The organism is Fructilactobacillus vespulae (assembly GCF_047324295.1).
GTDB classification, from domain to species: domain Bacteria; phylum Bacillota; class Bacilli; order Lactobacillales; family Lactobacillaceae; genus Fructilactobacillus; species Fructilactobacillus vespulae.
This window is the reverse complement of the sequence record NZ_CP137138.1, coordinates 1261606-1280164: the sequence shown is the minus strand read 5'-3', so window position 1 is coordinate 1280164 and position 18559 is coordinate 1261606. Positions and strand designations below refer to the sequence as shown.

Below are 18559 nucleotides of genomic sequence, written 5' to 3'. Positions count from 1 at the left end.
AGTTCTAATTGGCTGAAAATAGTTCAGTTTTAACCGTTAGTATCGTAACTCCTGATGGTGAAGTATATTCAAATGATGAATGTTCTTTAGCTATTGTTCAGACTAAAGCTGGTGATATGGGAATCATGGCAGACCATATTCCTTTAATTGCTGCTTTGAAAATTGGTTCTGCAAAAGTTAATTTTAATAGTGAATCAGACGTTTTAGCCATTAATGGTGGATTCGTTGAGTTCTCTAATAATCTATTAACAATTGTTGCCGATAGTGCTGAACGTAAAGGTGATATTGACGTTGCTCGAGCAAATAGTGCCAAAGCACGAGCAGAAGAAAACCTTGAAAAAGCAAATAAGAACCAAGATGCTGATTCTATGAATCGTGCTGAGGTAGCCTTAAAAAGGGCTATTAATCGAATTAATATTGCCGAAAGAAACTAAAAAGAAAGCCAGTTGGCTTTCTTTTTTTATTTTAAAATATGCTTAAGAATCAGTAAAGACGGCGGTTTCAAAGACACTTATGTAATTATATGATATGATTAAATGAGATAAATGGAGGGGTAATATGGCTTTAATTGGAATTCAAATTTTACTTGAATTAGTTTGTCAGATATTTTTTATTATTTTAGCTTTTTGGGCGATTCAAGGAATTCACTTTGAACGCTTTCTTCCTATTAAAGAAATGCAAGGTAAGGTTTTAATTGTTTTAGTTTCTATTTCAATTGGTTACCTAACCAGTTCTTTTTTCCTTTCATTTGTTAGTAATTTAAAAAATTTAAGTGGATTATTTTAATAATTAGGGGATATTTTGATGAATAAAATTGTTGTACATAGCGGACATCAATTACAAGGCAATGTAAAAATAGAGGGTGCTAAAAATGCTGTTTTACCAATTCTAGCGGCTAGTATTTTAGCTAGTACTGGTAAGTCAGTAATTAAAAATAGTCCCATTCTTTCTGATGTAGAAATAATGAATCAAGTTTTAAAAAGTTTACATTTAAAGGTTGATTTTGCTGAAAAGATAAATACTATTACTGTTGATGCTACGGGAGAATTAACTTCAGAGGCACCTTTTGAATACGTTTCAAAAATGAGAGCTTCAATTGTTGTTTTAGGACCGCTTTTAGCAAGATTAGGTCGAGCAAGAGTTTCACTTCCAGGTGGTTGTGCGATTGGATCTCGACCAATTGATATTCATCTAAAGGGTTTTGAAGCAATGGGTGCTAAAATTAACTTGCATGATGGTTATGTTGAAGCAATTGCTCCTGATGGATTAAAAGGTAGTAATATTTACTTTGATTTTCCAAGTGTTGGTGCTACTCAAAATGTGATGATGGCAGCCACTCTAGCTAGTGGGACAACTATAATTAGAAACGTTGCCAGAGAACCAGAAATTATTGATTTAGCAAACATGTTAAATGATATGGGGGCTAAGATTAGTGGAGCTGGTTCTGATACATTAACTATTGAGGGAGTTCAGGAGTTACACGGAACTGAACATTCAGTAGTTCAAGACAGAATTGAAGCCGGAACTTATATGGCCGCTGCGGCTTTAACCGGTGGTAACGTTTTAATTGAAGCTGGAATTATGGAACATAACATTCCATTTATTGCTAAGTTACGTGAAATGGGAGTCACTGTTGAGCAAGAGGAAAAAGGAATTAGAGTAGTTGGACCAGCAAAACTGAACCCAGTTGATGTTGAAACAGCACCTTATCCTGGATTTCCAACTGACATGCAGCCACAAATGACAGTTTTACAATTAGCAGCCAATGGAGTAAGTACTCTAACCGAGAATGTCTTCGAAAATCGCTTTATGCATTTAGATGAACTTCGTCGAATGAATGCTAAGTATGAGATTAAAGGTAAAAGTGTAGTGCTTCATGGTCCCACTAATTTTAAAGGAGCAGAAGTTGCAGCAACTGACTTGAGAGCAGCTGCAGCTTTAATTATGGCCGGTTTAGTTGCAAATGGTACGACGTTTGTAACTAACTTACAGTATCTTGACCGTGGTTATTATGAAATTGAAGCTAAACTTAGAAAATTAGGGGCAGATATTAAAAGAATTGAAAATGATTAACAATTATTTTATGATATAATTTTGATGTAGATTGTAAAAATGAAGGGAAGATAACTAATGTCTGAAGATATTGGAATTGATTTAGGGACGGCCAATGTCCTAGTATCTGTAACTGGAAAAGGTGTTGTATTAAACGAACCTTCAGTAGTTGCCGTAGATACAAAAACCAATAAAGTTTTGGCGGTTGGAAAAGAAGCATATGAAATGGTTGGTAGAACACCAGGAAATATTAAGGCTATTCGTCCTTTAAAAGATGGTGTTATTTCTGATTTTGATGTAACCGAGTCAATGTTAACTTATTTTATTGATAAGTTGAAACTAAAGAAAATGGTATCAAAACCTAAAGTAATGATTTGTGCTCCTACAAACATTACTAATATTGAAAGAAAAGCAATCATTGAAGCTGCACAAAAAGCAGTTGGTGGAGAAGTTTTTCTTGAAGAAGAACCTAAAGTTGCTGCCATTGGTGCTGGAATGGATATTTTCGAACCAACTGGTAGTATGGTGATTGATATTGGTGGTGGTACATCTGATATTGCGGTTGTTTCATTAGGTGATATTGTTACTAGTGAATCTTTAAAAATTGCTGGTGATGTGATGAACCATGATATTGTTGAATATTTAAAACATAATCACAATATTATTATTGGTGAACATACGGCCGAAAATATTAAAAAAGAAATTGGTACAGCTAATATCGATGTTACTGATATTAAAGAGATGAAAGTCCGTGGACGTGATTCTGTTACTGGTATGCCTATTTCTGTAACCATTAATAATAAGGAAATTGCAGAAGCCTTACACACAACTCTAATGATTATAATTAATGGTGCTAAACGAGTATTGGAAACAATTCCACCAGAATTAGCAGCTGATATTATTGATCGTGGGGTTATGTTAACCGGTGGTGGTTCTATGTTAGAAGACTTAGATGAAGTTATTTCAACTAATCTAACCGTTCCTGTAATCATTTCTGAGGATCCTTTGGAAAATGTTGCTAAAGGTGCTGGCGCATTACTTGACCACCTAAGTTCAGAAGCTCCCAAAAAGAAAAAATTTAGTCTTTTTGGTAATAACGATTAGGATTAAAAGTGAAAAATTTTTTGCTAGGATTAATTAATTTTTATCAAAAATGGATTTCTCGTTATACTCCTGCTAGTTGTAGATATCAGCCAACTTGTTCAAACTATATGAAAATAGCAGTTGAACGATTTGGCTTTTTTTCTGGAGTTATTATGGGAATTGCTAGAATTATTAGATGTAATCCTTTTGTTAAGGGAGGATTGGATCCCGTTCCCTTTCGATTTAGTATTTTTAGAAATAAAATACGAAAATAAAAACGTATTTGTAGGAGAGAATTAAATGTCACGAAGAAACAAAGAGTTTGAAATTAAAGTAGTTGATGATCCTAAAAATAAAGGGATTCAATTAGTACAAATTAATAATAATACGGTTGGAACAATCTCAAATAATGAAGATAAATTTGAAGTTGTAGTTGGAGATAATAAATTTTACGAAAAAAATGAAACTGATGCACTTCACCAGGTCATTAGAGAATTTAATTTACATCAAAAATAACCAACTGACTTGATTTATTAAGTAAGGAGAGTTGATTGTGTTTAAAAGATTAAAGGATAAAGCTGATACCAGAATTGATTGGAGTATTATTTTTTGTGTTTTAATGCTTGCTTTAGTAGGATTAGGATCTATATTTGTTGCGGCATCTCATGATAATGGTTCAACTTCTGTATTAAGATCAGTTATCTCACAATTAGTTTGGTACGTAATTGGAGCAATTGCAATTGTGATTGTATTACAGTTTGACTCGGCACAACTTTGGAAAATTGCTCCCTATATATATTGGCTGGGGATTTTCCTATTATTTGTTGTTTTATTCCTCTATAGTCGTTCTTATTTTGCTCAAACGGGGGCAAAAAGTTGGTTTGCAATTGGTCCATTTACTTTCCAACCATCCGAGGTAATGAAGCCTGCTTATATTTTAATGGAGGCTCGAATAATAGCTCAGCATAACGTTGATAATCCCACCCATACAGTGAGAAGTGATTGGAACTTAATTGGTAAAATGTTTCTTTGGACTTTACCAGTAATTGTTTTATTAAAGTTACAAAATGACTTTGGTACTACCATTGTTTTCATTGCGATTCTAGGTGGTTTATTAATCGTTTCGGGGATTACGTGGAAAATTTTAGGACCTGGTTTAGCAGCTTTTACGATTGTAAGTGGTACTGCCATTTTTATGGTGGTTTCAAAAGGTGGAAGAGCCATTTTATCTGGTTTAGGATTCCAAGCTTATCAATTTGCAAGAATTGATAGTTGGTTACACCCTGCATCAGATTCAAGTAACCAGGGATTTCAATTGTGGCAAAGTATGAAAGCAATTGGTTCAGGGGGATTAACTGGTTCTGGTTTTAATGTTTCTCATGTTTACGTTCCGGTCCGAGAATCTGATATGATCTTCTCGGTTATGGGAGAGAACTTTGGATTTATTGGTGGAACTTTGCTAATTCTTCTGTATTTCTTGTTAATTTATAATATGATTAAGGTTACTTTCCAAACTAAAAATGTGTTTTATGCCTATATTTCGACTGGTGTAATAATGATGATTTTATTCCACGTGGTTGAAAATATTGGAATGAGTATTGACTTGATTCCGATGACTGGTATTCCATTGCCATTTATCAGTCAAGGTGGTTCTGCCTTAATTGGTAATATGATTGGGATTGGAATGATTATGTCAATGCAATATCATAATAAGAATTCAATGTTTAGCGAAGTTAAAAATTTCTCTTAAAAGATATGATTTCATATCTTTTTTTATTATCAAAAAAAATAATAAGTGTTATACTTAAGACTTAATAGACTTACGAATGGGAGCAAAGAAGATGAATACAAAAAAATTACACGTAGCATTATTGTTTGGTGGAGATTCATCAGAACATGATGTATCAAAACGTTCAGCTCATAATATTTATGATGCGATGGATAAGGAAAAATATGATGTTAGTTTATTTTTAATTACTAGAGATAGTTTTATCTTGAGTAACGAAGATTCACAAAGAGTTTTTGATGGTGAAAGTGAAGAAGAAGTTGTTAAAAGTGCAACGGCGAATGCAAACTATTCTAACCCATTAGAACCAATTATGAATTTAAATAATGAAAAAAACATTGATGTATTTTTCCCAATTATTCATGGTAATTTAGGTGAAGATGGAACTATTCAAGGATTATTAAGATTGTTAGGTAAACCATACGTTGGTAGTGGTATTCAAGCATCAGCCATTGCTTACGATAAAGATCTTACCAAAAATATTTTAACTTCAGCTGGTATTAGAAATACTAAATATTTACTAGTAACTCCAGAGAACGTTAATGATTGGAATTACGAAAAAATTAGTGAAAAATTAGATTCAAAAACGTTGTTTATCAAGCCATCTCGTCAAGGTTCTTCAATTGGTATTCATATGGTTAAAAACGCTGATGAGTACGAAAGTGGAATGAAAGATGCACTTCGATACGATACTAAAGTATTGGTTGAAGAAGCAATTAATGGTCCTGAAGAAGTTGAAATTTCAATTTTAGGTAACAATGATCCTCAAGCTTCTAAAGTTGGTGCGATTAAAGTTCCATCAACCGATGAATTCTATACTTATGACAATAAGTTTGTCGATGCTAGCCAAGTTAAATTTACAATTCCAGTTGAATTACCAGCAGGAGTTAGTGAAGAAATTGCTAAAATGGCAGTTGATGCGTTTAAAGCATTAGAATTAAAAGGAATGGCAAGAATTGATTTCTTGGTTTCTAAAGACTTTACACCATATTTAGGTGAAATTAATACTTTACCTGGTTTTACTAACATTTCACTTTACCCACAACTATGGGAAGCATCTGGAATTTCTTATACTGTTTTAATTGATAAATTGCTTGATTTAGCATTTGATGAATTTGATCGTCAATCAAGAATTGCACATGATTTCATCCCGCTAAACAAGGGTGATCAAGAAAAAGTTTATAAAGCAAAATAACAAAAAAGCTATAACTAGCAAATAGTTATAGCTTTTTGCGTATTTTATATTAATAAGTATCAGTTTATCATTCTTATGAATAGCATAATCTCAATCTATATGATAAAATTTATAAAATTATAAATAGTATTTAATAAAAGGAGAATCTTCAAATGATTTATTTCCCATCGCAAGTAATGCTAAAAAAATTAAGTACTGTTGTTAAAAAAAGAAGAGAAGAATTGCATATTTCTCAATCTGAACTTTCAAAAGGAATCTGTACACAAACTACTATTAGTACTTTAGAAAATAATAGTTACTTTAACAAATGGGAGATTATTCCTGAAATCATTAAAAGATTGAATATTGATTTAGACAAATTTGAAGAAGAATACTCTTATAGATATGGTGAAACCAATTTAAAAAAAGTGGAAGGTTCACTTTTGAATCATGAATTTGTTGATGCTAAGTCTTTACTAACTGATATTAAGCGAGAAAACATAGATTCAAAAGAACTTTTATCTAAATATTATTGCTATCAGGGAATTTTACAACTATATACAGATACTTCATTAGATGAAGCTCTTAGTGATTTTTCTACTGCAATTGATGAACATTTAACTCACAATAACCAGTGGACCATCAGTTGGTCCTATTTAGGGATGGCTTTATCGTATAAACGATTAAATATGAAAAAACGAACCGATTATTATTTGAAATTAGCCATTAAAGAATTAGACAAATTATTTAGTAAGTTTGAATCTGGGAATGACCTGTGTCATATTACCAGATTATCATTGATTATTACTATTTTTGCTTATTCGATAAATGATAAGCAATTAGCAATCATTCAAAGTAAGAAAACTATTTTATTTTTGAAAAAGCATTTTTCGTTTTATTGTTTAAAGGATTTTTACTATATTCAAGGATTGGCACTAAAGAATAGCGATGAGGACGAATCTTTAACTTTCTTAACTAGAGCTAAACAATTAGAAGAACTCTATTCATATAGTTCTTTTCAATTATTATTAAATTTATGTGAGTGAAGATAATCCTTATAAATGGTCTGAACTACTTATTTATAAATAATTGTGGTAATATAATGATTGTTATGAGAGTGTTCCCGATAGGATTCACACTGAGTGAAGATGCCTTGTAACCAAAATTTTTAGGGGGAATTAATTATGTTAGAAAAACGTTTATTTACTTCTGAATCTGTTTCAGAAGGACATCCAGATAAAATTGCTGATCATATTAGTGATGCAGTTTTGGATGCTATTTTGGCTAAAGACCCAAATGCTAGAGTTGCCTGTGAAACATCGGTAGCAACAGGATTAGTATTGGTTTTTGGAGAAATCTCAACTACTGCTTATGTAAATATTCGTCAGATTGTCAAAGATACAATTACAAAAATCGGATATACACATCCAGAATATGGATTTTCAGCTGATAGTGTAGCTGTTTTAGTATCAATTAACGATCAATCTGCAGATATTGCACAAGGAGTCGATGAGTCTGATGAAGTTAAGAAAGGTGGAATAGATCCACTTGACCAAATTGGAGCTGGTGACCAAGGGATTATGTTTGGGTATGCTATTGATGAAACACCTGAACTAATGCCATTACCAATTTCATTGGCTCATCATTTAATGCAAAAAATAGCACACGTAAGAAAAACAAACGAATTAAATTATTTACGTCCAGATGCTAAGGCTGAAGTTACCGTCGAATATGATAGCAATAATAATCCTTTACGAGTTGACACGGTTGTTTTAAGTACCCAACATAATCCGGATGTAACGCAAGAACAAATAAAGAAAGATGTTATTGAAAAGGTTATTAAAACCACCATCCCAACTAAATATCTAGATGAAAATACTCGTTATTTAATTAATCCAACTGGTAAGTTTGTAATTGGTGGACCGAATGGTGATGCTGGTTTAACCGGACGTAAAATCATTGTTGATACTTATGGTGGATCAGCTCATCATGGTGGTGGTGCATTTTCTGGAAAAGATGCTACTAAGGTTGATCGTTCTGCTAGTTATGCAGCTAGATATATTGCCAAGAATTTAGTAGCAGCAGGGATTGCTAAACAAATTGAAATTCAATTGGCATACGCAATCGGGGTTGCTGAACCGGTTTCTATCGAGGTTAATACTTTTGGTACTTCTGAATATTCAGAAGAAAAAATTATCAGTGCCATCCGTAAATTCTTTGATTTAAGACCAGCTGGAATTATTAAAATGTTGGACTTGCAACGACCAATTTATGAACAAACCGCTGCTTATGGACATTTTGGAAGAACTGATGTTGATCTTCCTTGGGAACATACAGATAAAGTAAATGATTTAAAAAAATATTTTGCTTAAAAAGATGACCCTTAGAGGTCTCTTTTTTTCGGGTTAGCTAATAGGAGTAATTATGCTAGGAATTAAAAAGACCAATAGAAAAATAGTTACAATTGCATTGTTTATTGCGACTTTTATGAGCGCCGTTGAGGGAACGATTGTATCAACAGCAATGCCGACAATAGTGGGAGATCTAGAAGGTGTCTCCTTAATGAATTGGGTATTTTCTATTTTTCTATTAACCAATGCGATAGCAACACCGATCTATGGTAAACTATCTGATCAACTAGGGCGGAAAAAGATTTTCATTTTTGGGGTAATCCTTTTCACCATTGGTTCAATGTTATCTGGAATGTCTAATTCAATGGAAACTTTAATTTTATGGAGAGCATTTCAAGGATGTGGTGCTGGTGTAATCATGCCGGTATCATTTACGATTGTGGCAGACTTATATGAATTTGATAAAAGGGCCCAAATTGTTGGGTTACTAGGGTCAGCTTGGGGAATTGCATCAATTGTTGCTCCGTTACTGGGTGGATTTATTGTTGATAATTTAAGTTGGCATTGGATATTTTTTGTTAATGTTCCAATTGGAATTATTACAGTGATGTTAATTGGCTTATTTTTCTTTGAATCACCACATTACCAAAAAAGTAAAATTGATTTTGGCGGAGTAGCTCTAATTGCGATTTTCTTATTTGCAATTCTTTATCTTTTTCAGCTATTAGGTGAAGAGCCATTAAATCTATTTCTAATTTTAATATGTTTAGGACTTGCACTTATTTCAGGATTCTTTTTTATAAAACAAGAAAAACGTGCTGAAGAGCCGGTAATACCATTGGGGATGTTTAAAAACAGAACTTTTGTCATTCAAAACCTAATTGCTGCGTTAATTAGTGGTTTTATCTTTGCTTATGAGGTTTATCTTCCTGATTGGACTCAAGGAATCCTAGGTCTTAAAGCTACGATGGCTGGGTTTGCTATCACGCCCAGTTCGATTCTTTGGATGTTAGGATCGCTATGGTCGGGAAAAATGTTAGTTAAATATAAACCACAAAAAATTGCTAATATTAGTTTTGCTTTTATTGGATTAGGAGCAGTTTCTTTAGTATTATTACCAATTGATGTTCCGTTTTTAACCTTTTTCTTAATTTCTGGAATTATGGGGGTAGGTTTTGGTATATGTATAACCACCTCATCTGTAACGGTACAAAATGAGGTTTCAAAATCACAAATTGGGGTTGCTTCGTCCTTTAATACACTTAGTAGAACTTTAGGACAAACGTTGATGATTTCTATTTTTGGAATTGTGATGAATAAATCTATGCTAAGTGGTGTTAATCATCATCCCAAGGCTAATCTGAAACTAATGAATCAATTAATAAATCCCCAGACTGCTCAAAACATTGACAGTAATTTATTGCCTACTCTAAAGGGGATTTTGTATAGCGCAATTCACAATATCTTTTTAGTTGCATTGCTACTAATAATTATTGCTGTGATAGTTAATTTTTTTGATAATAAGAAATAATTATCGTTTTTGAATGGCAATTAAAATGGGCGGTTCGTTAATTTGATTGATAAATTGATATTTTAATACTTGAAATTGATGTTGATCAAGGTTCTCAACGAATTTAGTTAGTTGATCTTTTTCGGTTGTGCCACCGGGATGACCATAATAAACAACTAAAATAATGATCCCATTCTTTGCTAAGCGGTTAAGAATCTTTTGGACCGCTGAAATAGTTGTTTGCGGTTGAGTGATTATTTCATGGTTACCGGTAGGGAGATAGCCTAAATTGAAAATGGCACCATTAATTTCATCAGCAACATATTGATCAACGTTTTCATGACCATCAGTAATTACGGTAGTTTGGTTCGTGCAACCATTCTTATTGATTAAAGCACTAGTCATATCAGTTGCTTGTTTTTGAATGTCAAAACTGTAAACATGACCATGATTACCAACTAAGTTTGCTAAAAAAAGTGTGTCATTTCCTTTTCCCGCAGTGGCATCAATAACGGTATCTCCGGGATTGATGGTTTGCTTTAAAAGAGTATGGCTAAAGTTCAATGCTGATTGTAATTTCATATTTTAATACCTTCCTTCAATATTATTATAACAGGGTGAATAGCTTGTTTTTTAGCGTAAAGTTTGGTAATCTTTAAATCAAATAGAAATAAATTGTTGATGTGAATTAGTAGATTAATTAAATGTTTTTAAGAGAGTAGGTGGTTGGTGAAAACCTACAACATATTTTTTTGAACTTCTCACTGAGATTTAACTGAAAAAGTAAGTTAAACGTATTCCGCGTTATGGAGCATGAAGAGTTTCTAATCAGTTGATTAGGAGAATTTAGGTGGTACCGCGGATTTTCGTCCTATAAAATTTTATTAATTTTATGGGATTTTTTTGTTGAAAAAATAAGGAGTGACAATTATGGCATATGAACATAAAGAAATTGAGAACAAATGGCAACAATTTTGGGAAACTAACCATACTTTCAAGACTGGTGATGATGAACGTAAAGATAATTACTACGTCTTAGATATGTTCCCATACCCATCTGGACAAGGACTTCACGTTGGCCATCCAGAAGGATATACTGCAACAGATATTATGGCTCGTTTTAAAAGAATGCAAGGTAAGAATGTTCTTCATCCAATTGGTTGGGATGCCTTTGGATTACCAGCTGAACAATATGCTATGAAAACTGGTCATAATCCTCGAGAATTTACCAATGAAAATATTGATAACTTTAGAAGACAAATTAAATCATTAGGTTTTTCATATGATTGGGATCGAGAAGTTAATACAACTGATCCAGATTATTATAAATGGACACAATGGATCTTTGAAAAGTTATACGAAAAAGGTTTGGCTTATGAGGATGAAATTGAAGTTAACTGGGCACCTGATTTAATGGGTGGTACAGTTGTTGCAAACGAAGAGGTTGTTAACGGTAAAACTGAACGAGGTGGTTTCCCAGTTTACAGAAAACCAATGAAGCAATGGGTGCTAAAAATTACTGCCTACGCTGATCGTTTACTAAATGATCTAGATGACGTTGATTGGCCTGAAAGTGTTAAGCAAATGCAACGAAACTGGATTGGTAAATCCGTAGGTGCAACCATCAAATTTAAAGTTGCTGATCATGAAAACGAAGAAGTTGATGTTTTCTCAACTAGAGCAGATACGTTATTTGGTGCTACTTACATGGTTTTGGCCCCAGAAAGTGACTTAATCGATAAAATTGTAACTGCAGATCAAAAAGATGAAATTGAAGCTTATCGAAAGAAAATTGCTTCTAAATCAGACCTTGAAAGAACCGATTTAAATAAAGATAAATCCGGAGTTTTCACGGGTGCATATGCCATTAATCCAGTTAATGGTGCAAAGTTACCAATTTGGATTGGTGATTATGTACTTTCATCATATGGGACTGGAGCCGTGATGGCGGTTCCTGCTCATGATGAAAGAGATTTTGAATTTGCCAAGAAATTTAGTCTACCAATTATTTCAGTAATTGATGGTGGGGATGATTCAGAATTGTATACTGGAGACGGTGTACACATTAATTCTGGCTTCTTAGATGGTTTGAATAAAGATGATGCTATCAAGAAAATCATTGAATGGTTAGAAGAACATGATGCTGGTAGTAAAAAAGTTAACTACAAGCTAAGAGACTGGATTTTCTCACGTCAAAGATATTGGGGTGAACCTATTCCCGTAATTCATTGGGATGATGGTGAAACTAGCTTAGTACCAGAATCAGAACTACCTCTTCGTTTACCTAAAACTAACGACTTAAAACCATCTGGAACTGGTGAAAGTCCACTAGCAAACCTAGATGATTGGGTTAATGTTACTGATGAAAATGGTCGTCATGGTAAGCGTGAAACTAATACCATGCCGCAATGGGCTGGTAGTTCTTGGTATTACTTGAGATATATTGATCCCACAAATAAGGATGCAATTGCTGATTCTAAAAAAATGAAGGATTGGCTTCCAGTTGATCTATATGTCGGAGGGGCAGAACATGCTGTTCTTCATCTGCTTTATTCACGTTTTTGGCATAAAGTGCTTTATGATTTAGGGGTTGTACCTACTAAAGAACCTTTCCAAAAATTGGTTAACCAAGGAATGATTTTGGGAACTAACCACGAAAAAATGTCTAAATCAAAAGGTAATGTGGTTAATCCAGACGATATTGTTAATGAATATGGTGCAGATACGCTTCGTCTTTATGAAATGTTTATGGGACCACTTACTGAATCTAAACCTTGGAGTACTGAAGGAATTGTGGGTGCTAACCGTTGGATTAAACGAGTTTGGAGAATGTACGTTAATGATGACGACTCAATCAATCAGATTATAGTTGATAAAAACGATGGGACCCTTGATAAAATTTACAACCAAACAGTTAAAAAGGTATCAGATGATTTAGAAAAACTTCGCTTTAACACTGCCATTTCTCAAATGATGGTATTTGTAAATGAAGTCTACAAAAATGATCAATTGCCAGTGGAATATGCAAAGGGCTTTATCAAATTGCTTTCACCAATTACTCCACATTTAGCTGAAGAACTATGGAACCGTTTGGGGAATGAAGATACCATTGCTTATGCACAATGGCCAGAATTTGATGAAAGTAAATTGCAAGACGATTCAGTTCAAATGGTTATCCAAATTAACGGTAAAGTACGATCACATATCACTGTTAGCGTTGATGCTACTAAGGATGAAATTGAAGAATTAGCGATGAATGAAACGGCAATCAAAGATAATCTTCAAGATAAAACAGTTCGAAAAGTAATTGTCATCCCTAATAAAATTGTAAATATTGTTGCTAATTAATTTGTGATATACAAATTAATCAGCAAATAATGAAAGTAGGTTGTTTTTTTGAATAACAATTTTGAAGATAATTCAATTGATGAAGATTTACAATTGTCTGAATCTGAACGTGCCAAAGGACAGATGTTAAAGGGTTCAGCCTGGATGACAGTTGGAAGTATCTTTTCTAGAATTTTAGGTGCGCTGTATATTATTCCTTGGCGCTTGATTTTTGGAGTTTCATTATTTCCAATTGCAAATTCATTATATACGCAGGGATATAACATCTATAGTTTCGTATTGATTGTTGCAATTGCGGGAATTCCTTCTGCAATTGCAAAACAGGTGGCTCACTATAATGCACTAAATGAATATGGAATTGGGGTTGAACTATACAAAAAAGGTCTAATCCTAGCGATAATTACGGGGATAATTAGTGCAATTGTTTTGTGGGTTAGTGCACCATGGCTAACTAATGGTGATGATAATGTTATTCCCATTATTCATTCTCTAGCCTTAGCAGTTTTGATTATTCCATCTATGAGTTTAACCAGAGGCTTTTTCCAAGGTTACGAGGATATGGTGCCTTCTGCAATTTCGCAATTTGTTGAACAACTAGCACGAGTGATTTACATGCTGATTTCAGCTTTTGTAATTCTAAAAGTATTACATGGAGATTGGGTTACAGCTGTTGCTCATTCGACTTTTGCGGCCTGTGTGGGTTCAATATTTGGTTTCATTATTCTTGGCTGGTATTACTGGCGTCGTCGTGATTACTATCAAGAGCTGATTGCCAATAGTAATCATAAGTTAGAGGTGCCTACCAGACATTTGTATGGGCAACTGATTAGTCAAGCTACGCCATTTATAATCCTGGGTGCGGGAGTTACAATTTTTTCTTTAATTGATCAATTTACCTTCTTTAATATCATGCGATTTGCGACCGATTTATCGAACGGTACTTTACAAGTTCAATATGCAATCTTTGCTGGAAATGCCAATAAATTAACGATGATTATTGTTTCTTTGGCATCTTCACTTGCGATTACTGTAGTTCCACTATTATCTGAAGCATTCACAAAGAAAAATACCATGGCATTGAAGAATCACTTTTCTAATTCATTAATTTTATTTGAATTTGTAATGGTTCCGGCTGCTTTTGGAATGGCTGCAATTGCGGGTCCGTTGAATAGAACTTTTTATGGAACTGCTAATATGGAATTTAGTAGTAATATCTTATCTTTTTCTTCCATTCAAGCAATTCCAATTGGTTTGTTCGTGGTGATTTCTTCCGTTATGCAAGGGGTTTCACAAAATAAACGGGCAGTTAAATTCTTTGCTTATGGGACAGTTGCAAAATTAGTAACACAATTTCCGTTAGTATATTTCTTTGGTTCATTTGGAACTTTGATATCAACTATCATTGGATTTGTAGTTGCAAATGTTCTAATGATTGTTTCTTTGAAACATGATTTTGGAATTGAAAAGAATAAATTAGAAAAGAATACAACTGAAATCTTGTTATACTCGTTAATTATGTATTTTGTAGCTTTAATTGCTGTTTACGCTTTAAATGAATTCTTTGGTTTGTTTACTAACCAATTAAGTTCAATTATGAGCTTGGTAGTTACGGTGTTGGCCGCAATTGCCGGTGGATTTGTTTATGTATACTTTGTTTTAAAGAGCAGAATAGCAGACGAGGTACTGGGAAATCGAGTAGCTGGTTTGAGAAATAAATTAAGAATTAAATAAAAGATGGTTACCAAATGGTAACCATCTTTTTATTTTTCATTTTTTTTCATAAATTCGGGTAATTTTTGTGAGATTTGGTGTGGTAAAACCACGTATTGATTTTCGGCTAAATCAGTAGCAATTTTACTATGACTGAAAACAGCCGCATTTATAACTTTTTCGCTATAACCAAATTGGGCTACAAATCCTGCAATTATGCCGGCGAGAGTATCTCCCATGCCACCAGTTGCCTGAGCAGGAGTGCCGGTGGTATTTAAATAAACATCGTTTTGATAATAAGTATGGGTGTGTTCTGATTTTAACACTAAGATTAATTCGTGGTTTTGAGCTAAGTTGTGATAGGCTAGCTGATTATTTTTTTCGGTTTGGTCTTTAATTTTAACGTTAGATATTTTTTGCCATTCCATTTGATGCGGGGTTAAAATCAGTTTGACATTTGGTAATTGTAAGTTATAGGTAGCAATTAAATCAATTGCTGACCCATCAATTATTAGAGTTTGCTGTGGTTCAACGTTTTCTAATACATTTTTTAATACTTTGAGACTGTTTTCGTCAGTTCCTAATCCTGATCCGATGGTGATTACATCCATTTTGTTGACTAATTTATTTGTTTCGTTAATGTTTGAATAATCCAAAAACATTGCTTCTGGAATCCAGGAATGCAGACTAGTTTGATTACTCAAAGCGGTAATCGTAGTAGTTAAACCAGCACCGGCATAAACTGCGCCTAAGGTGCTCATAATAATAGCACCACCAAAATTTTCGTTGCCCCCGATTAAAGCAACTTTACCGTAATTACTTTTAAAACTATCGGTTCTTCTTTTCTTAATTACATCTGGCAAAATCTTTTCTGTAATCATTTTCATTTGTATCACCTCGCAAGCAATTATATCACTCAAGTAATAATGAATATGCTAAAATCAATATAAACTTTAAAGGGAGATTTGTTTATGATTAGTTGGAAAGATGAAGCAAATAAATATAAACAAGATTATTTAAATGATTTAAAGGAATTGGTCGCAATTGATAGTTCACGTGATGTTGAACATGCGACAAGTGACTATCCACTTGGAGCAGGTCCTGCAAAAGCATTGGCTATTTTTTTAAAATTTGCAAAGCGTGATGGTTTCACCACGAAAAACATTGAAAACATCGTTGGTTACGTTGAATATGGGGAAGGTGATGAATATCTAGCAATTTTAGGACATGCAGATACGGTCCCAGCAGGTAAAGGTTGGGATACGGATCCATTTACTTTGATGCTAGATGAAGGTAAAGCAATTGGCCGTGGGACCTCTGATGATAAGGGACCCGCATTAGCTGCTTACTATGGGTTAAAAATGCTCAAAGAAAATGGAATTAAGCCAAATCTAAAAATCAGACTAATTATTGGTACCGATGAAGAAAGTAATTGGACGGGGATGAAGCGATACTTTGAAGTTGAGCCTGAACCTAAGTTAGGATTTTCTCCAGATGCAGAATTTCCACTAATTAACGGTGAAAAAGGAAACGTTACTTTTGAAACTAAATTTAAGGGTATTAATAAAGAAAGTGAAAATACTTTAATTAACTTCAAAGCCGGATTAAAGGAAAATATGGTTCCTAGAGATGCAGAGGCTGTAGTTAAAACGAATAATGTCGCTGAATTAACTTCAGCTTTTGATAAATTTGTTGCTGATATGCCAATTACTGGAGAAATTAGCGACGCTGATGGCATGGTTACTCTAAGTGTAGTTGGTAAGGCAGCGCATGGAATGGAACCTAAAAATGGGGTTAATGCGGGGACTTATTTAGCAAAGTTCTTGAGTAATTATGATTTTGATGAATCTGGTCACGATTTCATCGCTTTTGTTGCAGATAAATTACACTTAGATTCTAGAGCACATTCATTAGGGTTAAACTTTACTGATGAAATCATGGGTGATTTAACAATGAATATTGGAATAATGGAGTATTCAAAATCAACTGGTGGTTTAATTAATACTAATTTTAGATATCCTAAGGGAATTGATCCAGAAAAAATCAAGCAACAACTAATTGCTAATGCGGATAAATATCATGGAGTAGTTTCAATGGACGACGGTGGTATGAAGCCTCATTTTGTCGATCCTGATGATGATTTTATCAAAACGTTAATGGCTATCTATTCTGAACAAACCGGTCAACTTGATGCTAAACCAGAAGTAGTTGGTGGTGGAACTTATGGAAGAATGATGAAGCGTGGAGTTGCATTTGGTGCTTTACTTCCTGGGGCTGCTGATACAATGCATCAAGCAAATGAATTTCAGGTTGTCGATGATTTAATGTTGGCAATGTCAATTTACGGTCAATCAATCTATGAATTAACCAAATAGTTTGACAGATTTAATTATAAGTTATATATTACATTCAATTAAAAATTACTAAAACATGAAGTTGAGTATATTTTGAAATCCTGCAGAGAGTTCCGGTTAGCTGAAAAGGAACGGTAATTTCATTTTAGAAAATGGACTTCAGTAATGTTTGCTAGCAAACAGTTAACTAGCAACGGGTTGAATCCGTTATTAATTCAAACTTTCATTATGAAAGTATTGAGGTTGTTTTAGTAATAAAGCAATAAAAAAATGGTGGTACCGCGAAGCATTCGTCCTTTATTGATAAGGATGAGTGCTTTTTTATTTGAAAGGAGAATCAGATTTTGAAAAAGAAAAAGGGAATTATTTGGGCGATTGTTCTATTATTACTGATTGCAGTGGGGTATTTTAGTTTTGGTAATCATGAATCTTCGCAGGAAAAAGATACTATTACAGTTGGAATTATGTCTGGTTCAAAACCAGAACAAGAAATTTGGGAAACAGTTGCTAAGACAGCTAAAGATAAATACGGATTAAATGTAAAATACAAATACTTTTCTGACTATAGTCAACCCAACGCTGCTCTAACTAGTAAAAGTATTGACGTTAATGCATTTCAAAATTATCCATTTTTAGATAGTTGGAACGAAGCTCATCATTCTAAGATTGTGGCAGTGGGAGATACCATTATTGAACCAATGAGAATTTATTCTTATAAAGTGAATAATGTTGAGGCACTTAAAGATGGGGCAACAATTGCTGTTCCTAATGATGCTAATAATGAATCAAGAGCATTACAAGTTCTTGCAAGTGCGGGTCTAATTAAATTAAATGCTGATGATAAGTTAGCAAGTTTAAAGACAATTACTGATAATCCGAAAAACTTAAAAATTAAGGAAGTTGATGCGAGTCAAACCGCCCGTTCTTTAAACGATATTGATGCTGCAGTTGTAAATGGTAATTATGCACAAACGGCAAATCTAGATACTAAAAAAGCAATTTATAGTGAGGTCTTTAATCAAGATTCACATAAATGGATTAACTTTATTGCAGCAAATAATGAAAGTAAAAAAGATAAAAGAATCCAAAATTTAGTTAAAGCATATCAAAATGAAGAAACTGCCAAAAAAATTAAGAAAGTTTCTGGTATTAATCAAGTACCAGCATGGAAAATCGATTTAAAATAAGAAG

17 protein-coding genes, 1 riboswitch and 1 other annotated feature are annotated in these 18559 nt (G+C 33.5%); of the genes, 15 read left to right on the top strand and 2 right to left on the bottom strand.

Going from position 1 to position 18559, the window contains the following annotated elements; genetic code table 11:
• Positions 1-8 precede the first annotated feature (8 nt).
• The 11 genes from R4B61_RS06395 (at position 9) to R4B61_RS06345 (ending at position 9977) form a co-directional block, all read left to right on the top strand.
• Positions 9-434: a F0F1 ATP synthase subunit epsilon gene (locus R4B61_RS06395; RefSeq protein ID WP_413627431.1), complete on the top strand. Its 426-nt coding sequence runs from the start codon at positions 9-11 to the stop codon at positions 432-434.
• A 124-nt stretch (positions 435-558) separates the two neighbouring features.
• Positions 559-786, top strand: coding sequence for a DUF1146 family protein (locus R4B61_RS06390; protein WP_413627430.1), 228 nt, complete (start codon positions 559-561; stop codon positions 784-786).
• Between the two features lie 18 nt (positions 787-804).
• Positions 805-2073 carry a UDP-N-acetylglucosamine 1-carboxyvinyltransferase gene (gene murA / locus R4B61_RS06385; RefSeq protein ID WP_413627429.1) on the top strand — a complete coding sequence of 423 codons (1269 nt, stop codon included), beginning with the start codon at positions 805-807 and terminating at the stop codon, positions 2071-2073.
• A gap of 57 nt (positions 2074-2130) precedes the next feature.
• On the top strand, positions 2131-3156 hold the full coding sequence (locus R4B61_RS06380) for a rod shape-determining protein (protein ID WP_413627428.1): 1026 nt from the start codon (positions 2131-2133) through the stop codon (positions 3154-3156).
• A gap of 8 nt (positions 3157-3164) precedes the next feature.
• A complete protein-coding gene (yidD, locus tag R4B61_RS06375; RefSeq protein WP_413627427.1) occupies positions 3165-3410 on the top strand; it encodes a membrane protein insertion efficiency factor YidD in 246 nt (81 codons plus the stop codon).
• A 25-nt stretch (positions 3411-3435) separates the two neighbouring features.
• Positions 3436-3651 carry a DUF2969 family protein gene (locus R4B61_RS06370; RefSeq protein ID WP_413627426.1) on the top strand — a complete coding sequence of 72 codons (216 nt, stop codon included), beginning with the start codon at positions 3436-3438 and terminating at the stop codon, positions 3649-3651.
• 37 nt (positions 3652-3688) lie between these two features.
• Positions 3689-4885, top strand: a complete 1197-nt coding sequence (locus tag R4B61_RS06365) for an FtsW/RodA/SpoVE family cell cycle protein (protein ID WP_413627425.1) — start codon at positions 3689-3691, stop codon at positions 4883-4885.
• A gap of 91 nt (positions 4886-4976) precedes the next feature.
• On the top strand, positions 4977-6116 hold the full coding sequence (locus R4B61_RS06360) for a D-alanine--D-alanine ligase family protein (protein WP_413627424.1): 1140 nt from the start codon (positions 4977-4979) through the stop codon (positions 6114-6116).
• A 152-nt stretch (positions 6117-6268) separates the two neighbouring features.
• Positions 6269-7141, top strand: a complete 873-nt coding sequence (locus R4B61_RS06355) for a helix-turn-helix transcriptional regulator (RefSeq protein ID WP_413627423.1) — start codon at positions 6269-6271, stop codon at positions 7139-7141.
• A 58-nt stretch (positions 7142-7199) separates the two neighbouring features.
• Positions 7200-7282, top strand: a riboswitch (SMK box riboswitch).
• A complete protein-coding gene (gene metK, locus R4B61_RS06350; RefSeq protein ID WP_413627422.1) occupies positions 7280-8467 on the top strand; it encodes a methionine adenosyltransferase in 1188 nt (395 codons plus the stop codon). Its footprint overlaps the riboswitch before it by 3 nt.
• 52 nt (positions 8468-8519) lie before the next feature.
• The gene (locus R4B61_RS06345) at positions 8520-9977 is read left to right on the top strand and encodes an MDR family MFS transporter (protein WP_413627421.1); all 1458 of its coding nucleotides are present in this window, start codon (positions 8520-8522) and stop codon (positions 9975-9977) included.
• Here R4B61_RS06345 and R4B61_RS06340 read toward each other — a convergent pair whose 3' ends face one another.
• A complete protein-coding gene (locus R4B61_RS06340; RefSeq protein WP_413627420.1) occupies positions 9978-10538 on the bottom strand; it encodes a class I SAM-dependent methyltransferase in 561 nt (186 codons plus the stop codon).
• Between the two features lie 87 nt (positions 10539-10625).
• Positions 10626-10833 (top strand) — a binding site (T-box leader).
• Between the two features lie 53 nt (positions 10834-10886).
• On the opposite strand from R4B61_RS06340, the gene leuS reads away from it, so the two are divergent.
• Both leuS and R4B61_RS06330 read left to right on the top strand, forming a co-directional pair.
• Positions 10887-13304, top strand: coding sequence for a leucine--tRNA ligase (leuS, locus tag R4B61_RS06335; RefSeq protein WP_413627419.1), 2418 nt, complete (start codon positions 10887-10889; stop codon positions 13302-13304).
• 123 nt (positions 13305-13427) lie between these two features.
• Positions 13428-15035 (top strand): putative polysaccharide biosynthesis protein, encoded by a 1608-nt coding sequence (locus R4B61_RS06330; RefSeq protein ID WP_413628307.1) that lies wholly within the window; start codon positions 13428-13430, stop codon positions 15033-15035.
• A 29-nt stretch (positions 15036-15064) separates the two neighbouring features.
• Here the strand turns inward: R4B61_RS06330 and R4B61_RS06325 are convergent, their stop codons facing one another.
• The gene (locus R4B61_RS06325) at positions 15065-15901 is read right to left on the bottom strand and encodes an NAD(P)H-hydrate dehydratase (protein ID WP_413627418.1); all 837 of its coding nucleotides are present in this window, start codon (positions 15899-15901) and stop codon (positions 15065-15067) included.
• Between the two features lie 84 nt (positions 15902-15985).
• Here R4B61_RS06325 and pepV point away from each other — a divergent pair, with 84 nt between their 5' ends.
• Together pepV and R4B61_RS06315 are read left to right on the top strand one after the other, a co-directional pair.
• Complete coding sequence (pepV, locus tag R4B61_RS06320; RefSeq protein ID WP_413627417.1) at positions 15986-17389, top strand: dipeptidase PepV; 1404 nt, start codon at positions 15986-15988, stop codon at positions 17387-17389.
• A 323-nt stretch (positions 17390-17712) separates the two neighbouring features.
• Positions 17713-18555, top strand: coding sequence for a MetQ/NlpA family ABC transporter substrate-binding protein (locus tag R4B61_RS06315; protein WP_413627416.1), 843 nt, complete (start codon positions 17713-17715; stop codon positions 18553-18555).
• Positions 18556-18559 lie beyond the last annotated feature (4 nt).

Coding starts and splice junctions, on each gene's coding strand:
- R4B61_RS06390 (WP_413627430.1), top strand. CDS start 559: ATGGCTTTAATTGGAATTCAAATTTTACTTGAATTAGTTTGTCAGATA.
- murA (WP_413627429.1), top strand. CDS start 805: ATGAATAAAATTGTTGTACATAGCGGACATCAATTACAAGGCAATGTA.
- R4B61_RS06380 (WP_413627428.1), top strand. CDS start 2,131: ATGTCTGAAGATATTGGAATTGATTTAGGGACGGCCAATGTCCTAGTA.
- R4B61_RS06370 (WP_413627426.1), top strand. CDS start 3,436: ATGTCACGAAGAAACAAAGAGTTTGAAATTAAAGTAGTTGATGATCCT.
- R4B61_RS06360 (WP_413627424.1), top strand. CDS start 4,977: ATGAATACAAAAAAATTACACGTAGCATTATTGTTTGGTGGAGATTCA.
- R4B61_RS06355 (WP_413627423.1), top strand. CDS start 6,269: ATGATTTATTTCCCATCGCAAGTAATGCTAAAAAAATTAAGTACTGTT.
- metK (WP_413627422.1), top strand. CDS start 7,280: ATGTTAGAAAAACGTTTATTTACTTCTGAATCTGTTTCAGAAGGACAT.
- R4B61_RS06345 (WP_413627421.1), top strand. CDS start 8,520: ATGCTAGGAATTAAAAAGACCAATAGAAAAATAGTTACAATTGCATTG.
- R4B61_RS06340 (WP_413627420.1), bottom strand. CDS start 10,538: ATGAAATTACAATCAGCATTGAACTTTAGCCATACTCTTTTAAAGCAA.
- leuS (WP_413627419.1), top strand. CDS start 10,887: ATGGCATATGAACATAAAGAAATTGAGAACAAATGGCAACAATTTTGG.
- R4B61_RS06330 (WP_413628307.1), top strand. CDS start 13,428: ATGTTAAAGGGTTCAGCCTGGATGACAGTTGGAAGTATCTTTTCTAGA.
- R4B61_RS06325 (WP_413627418.1), bottom strand. CDS start 15,901: ATGAAAATGATTACAGAAAAGATTTTGCCAGATGTAATTAAGAAAAGA.
- pepV (WP_413627417.1), top strand. CDS start 15,986: ATGATTAGTTGGAAAGATGAAGCAAATAAATATAAACAAGATTATTTA.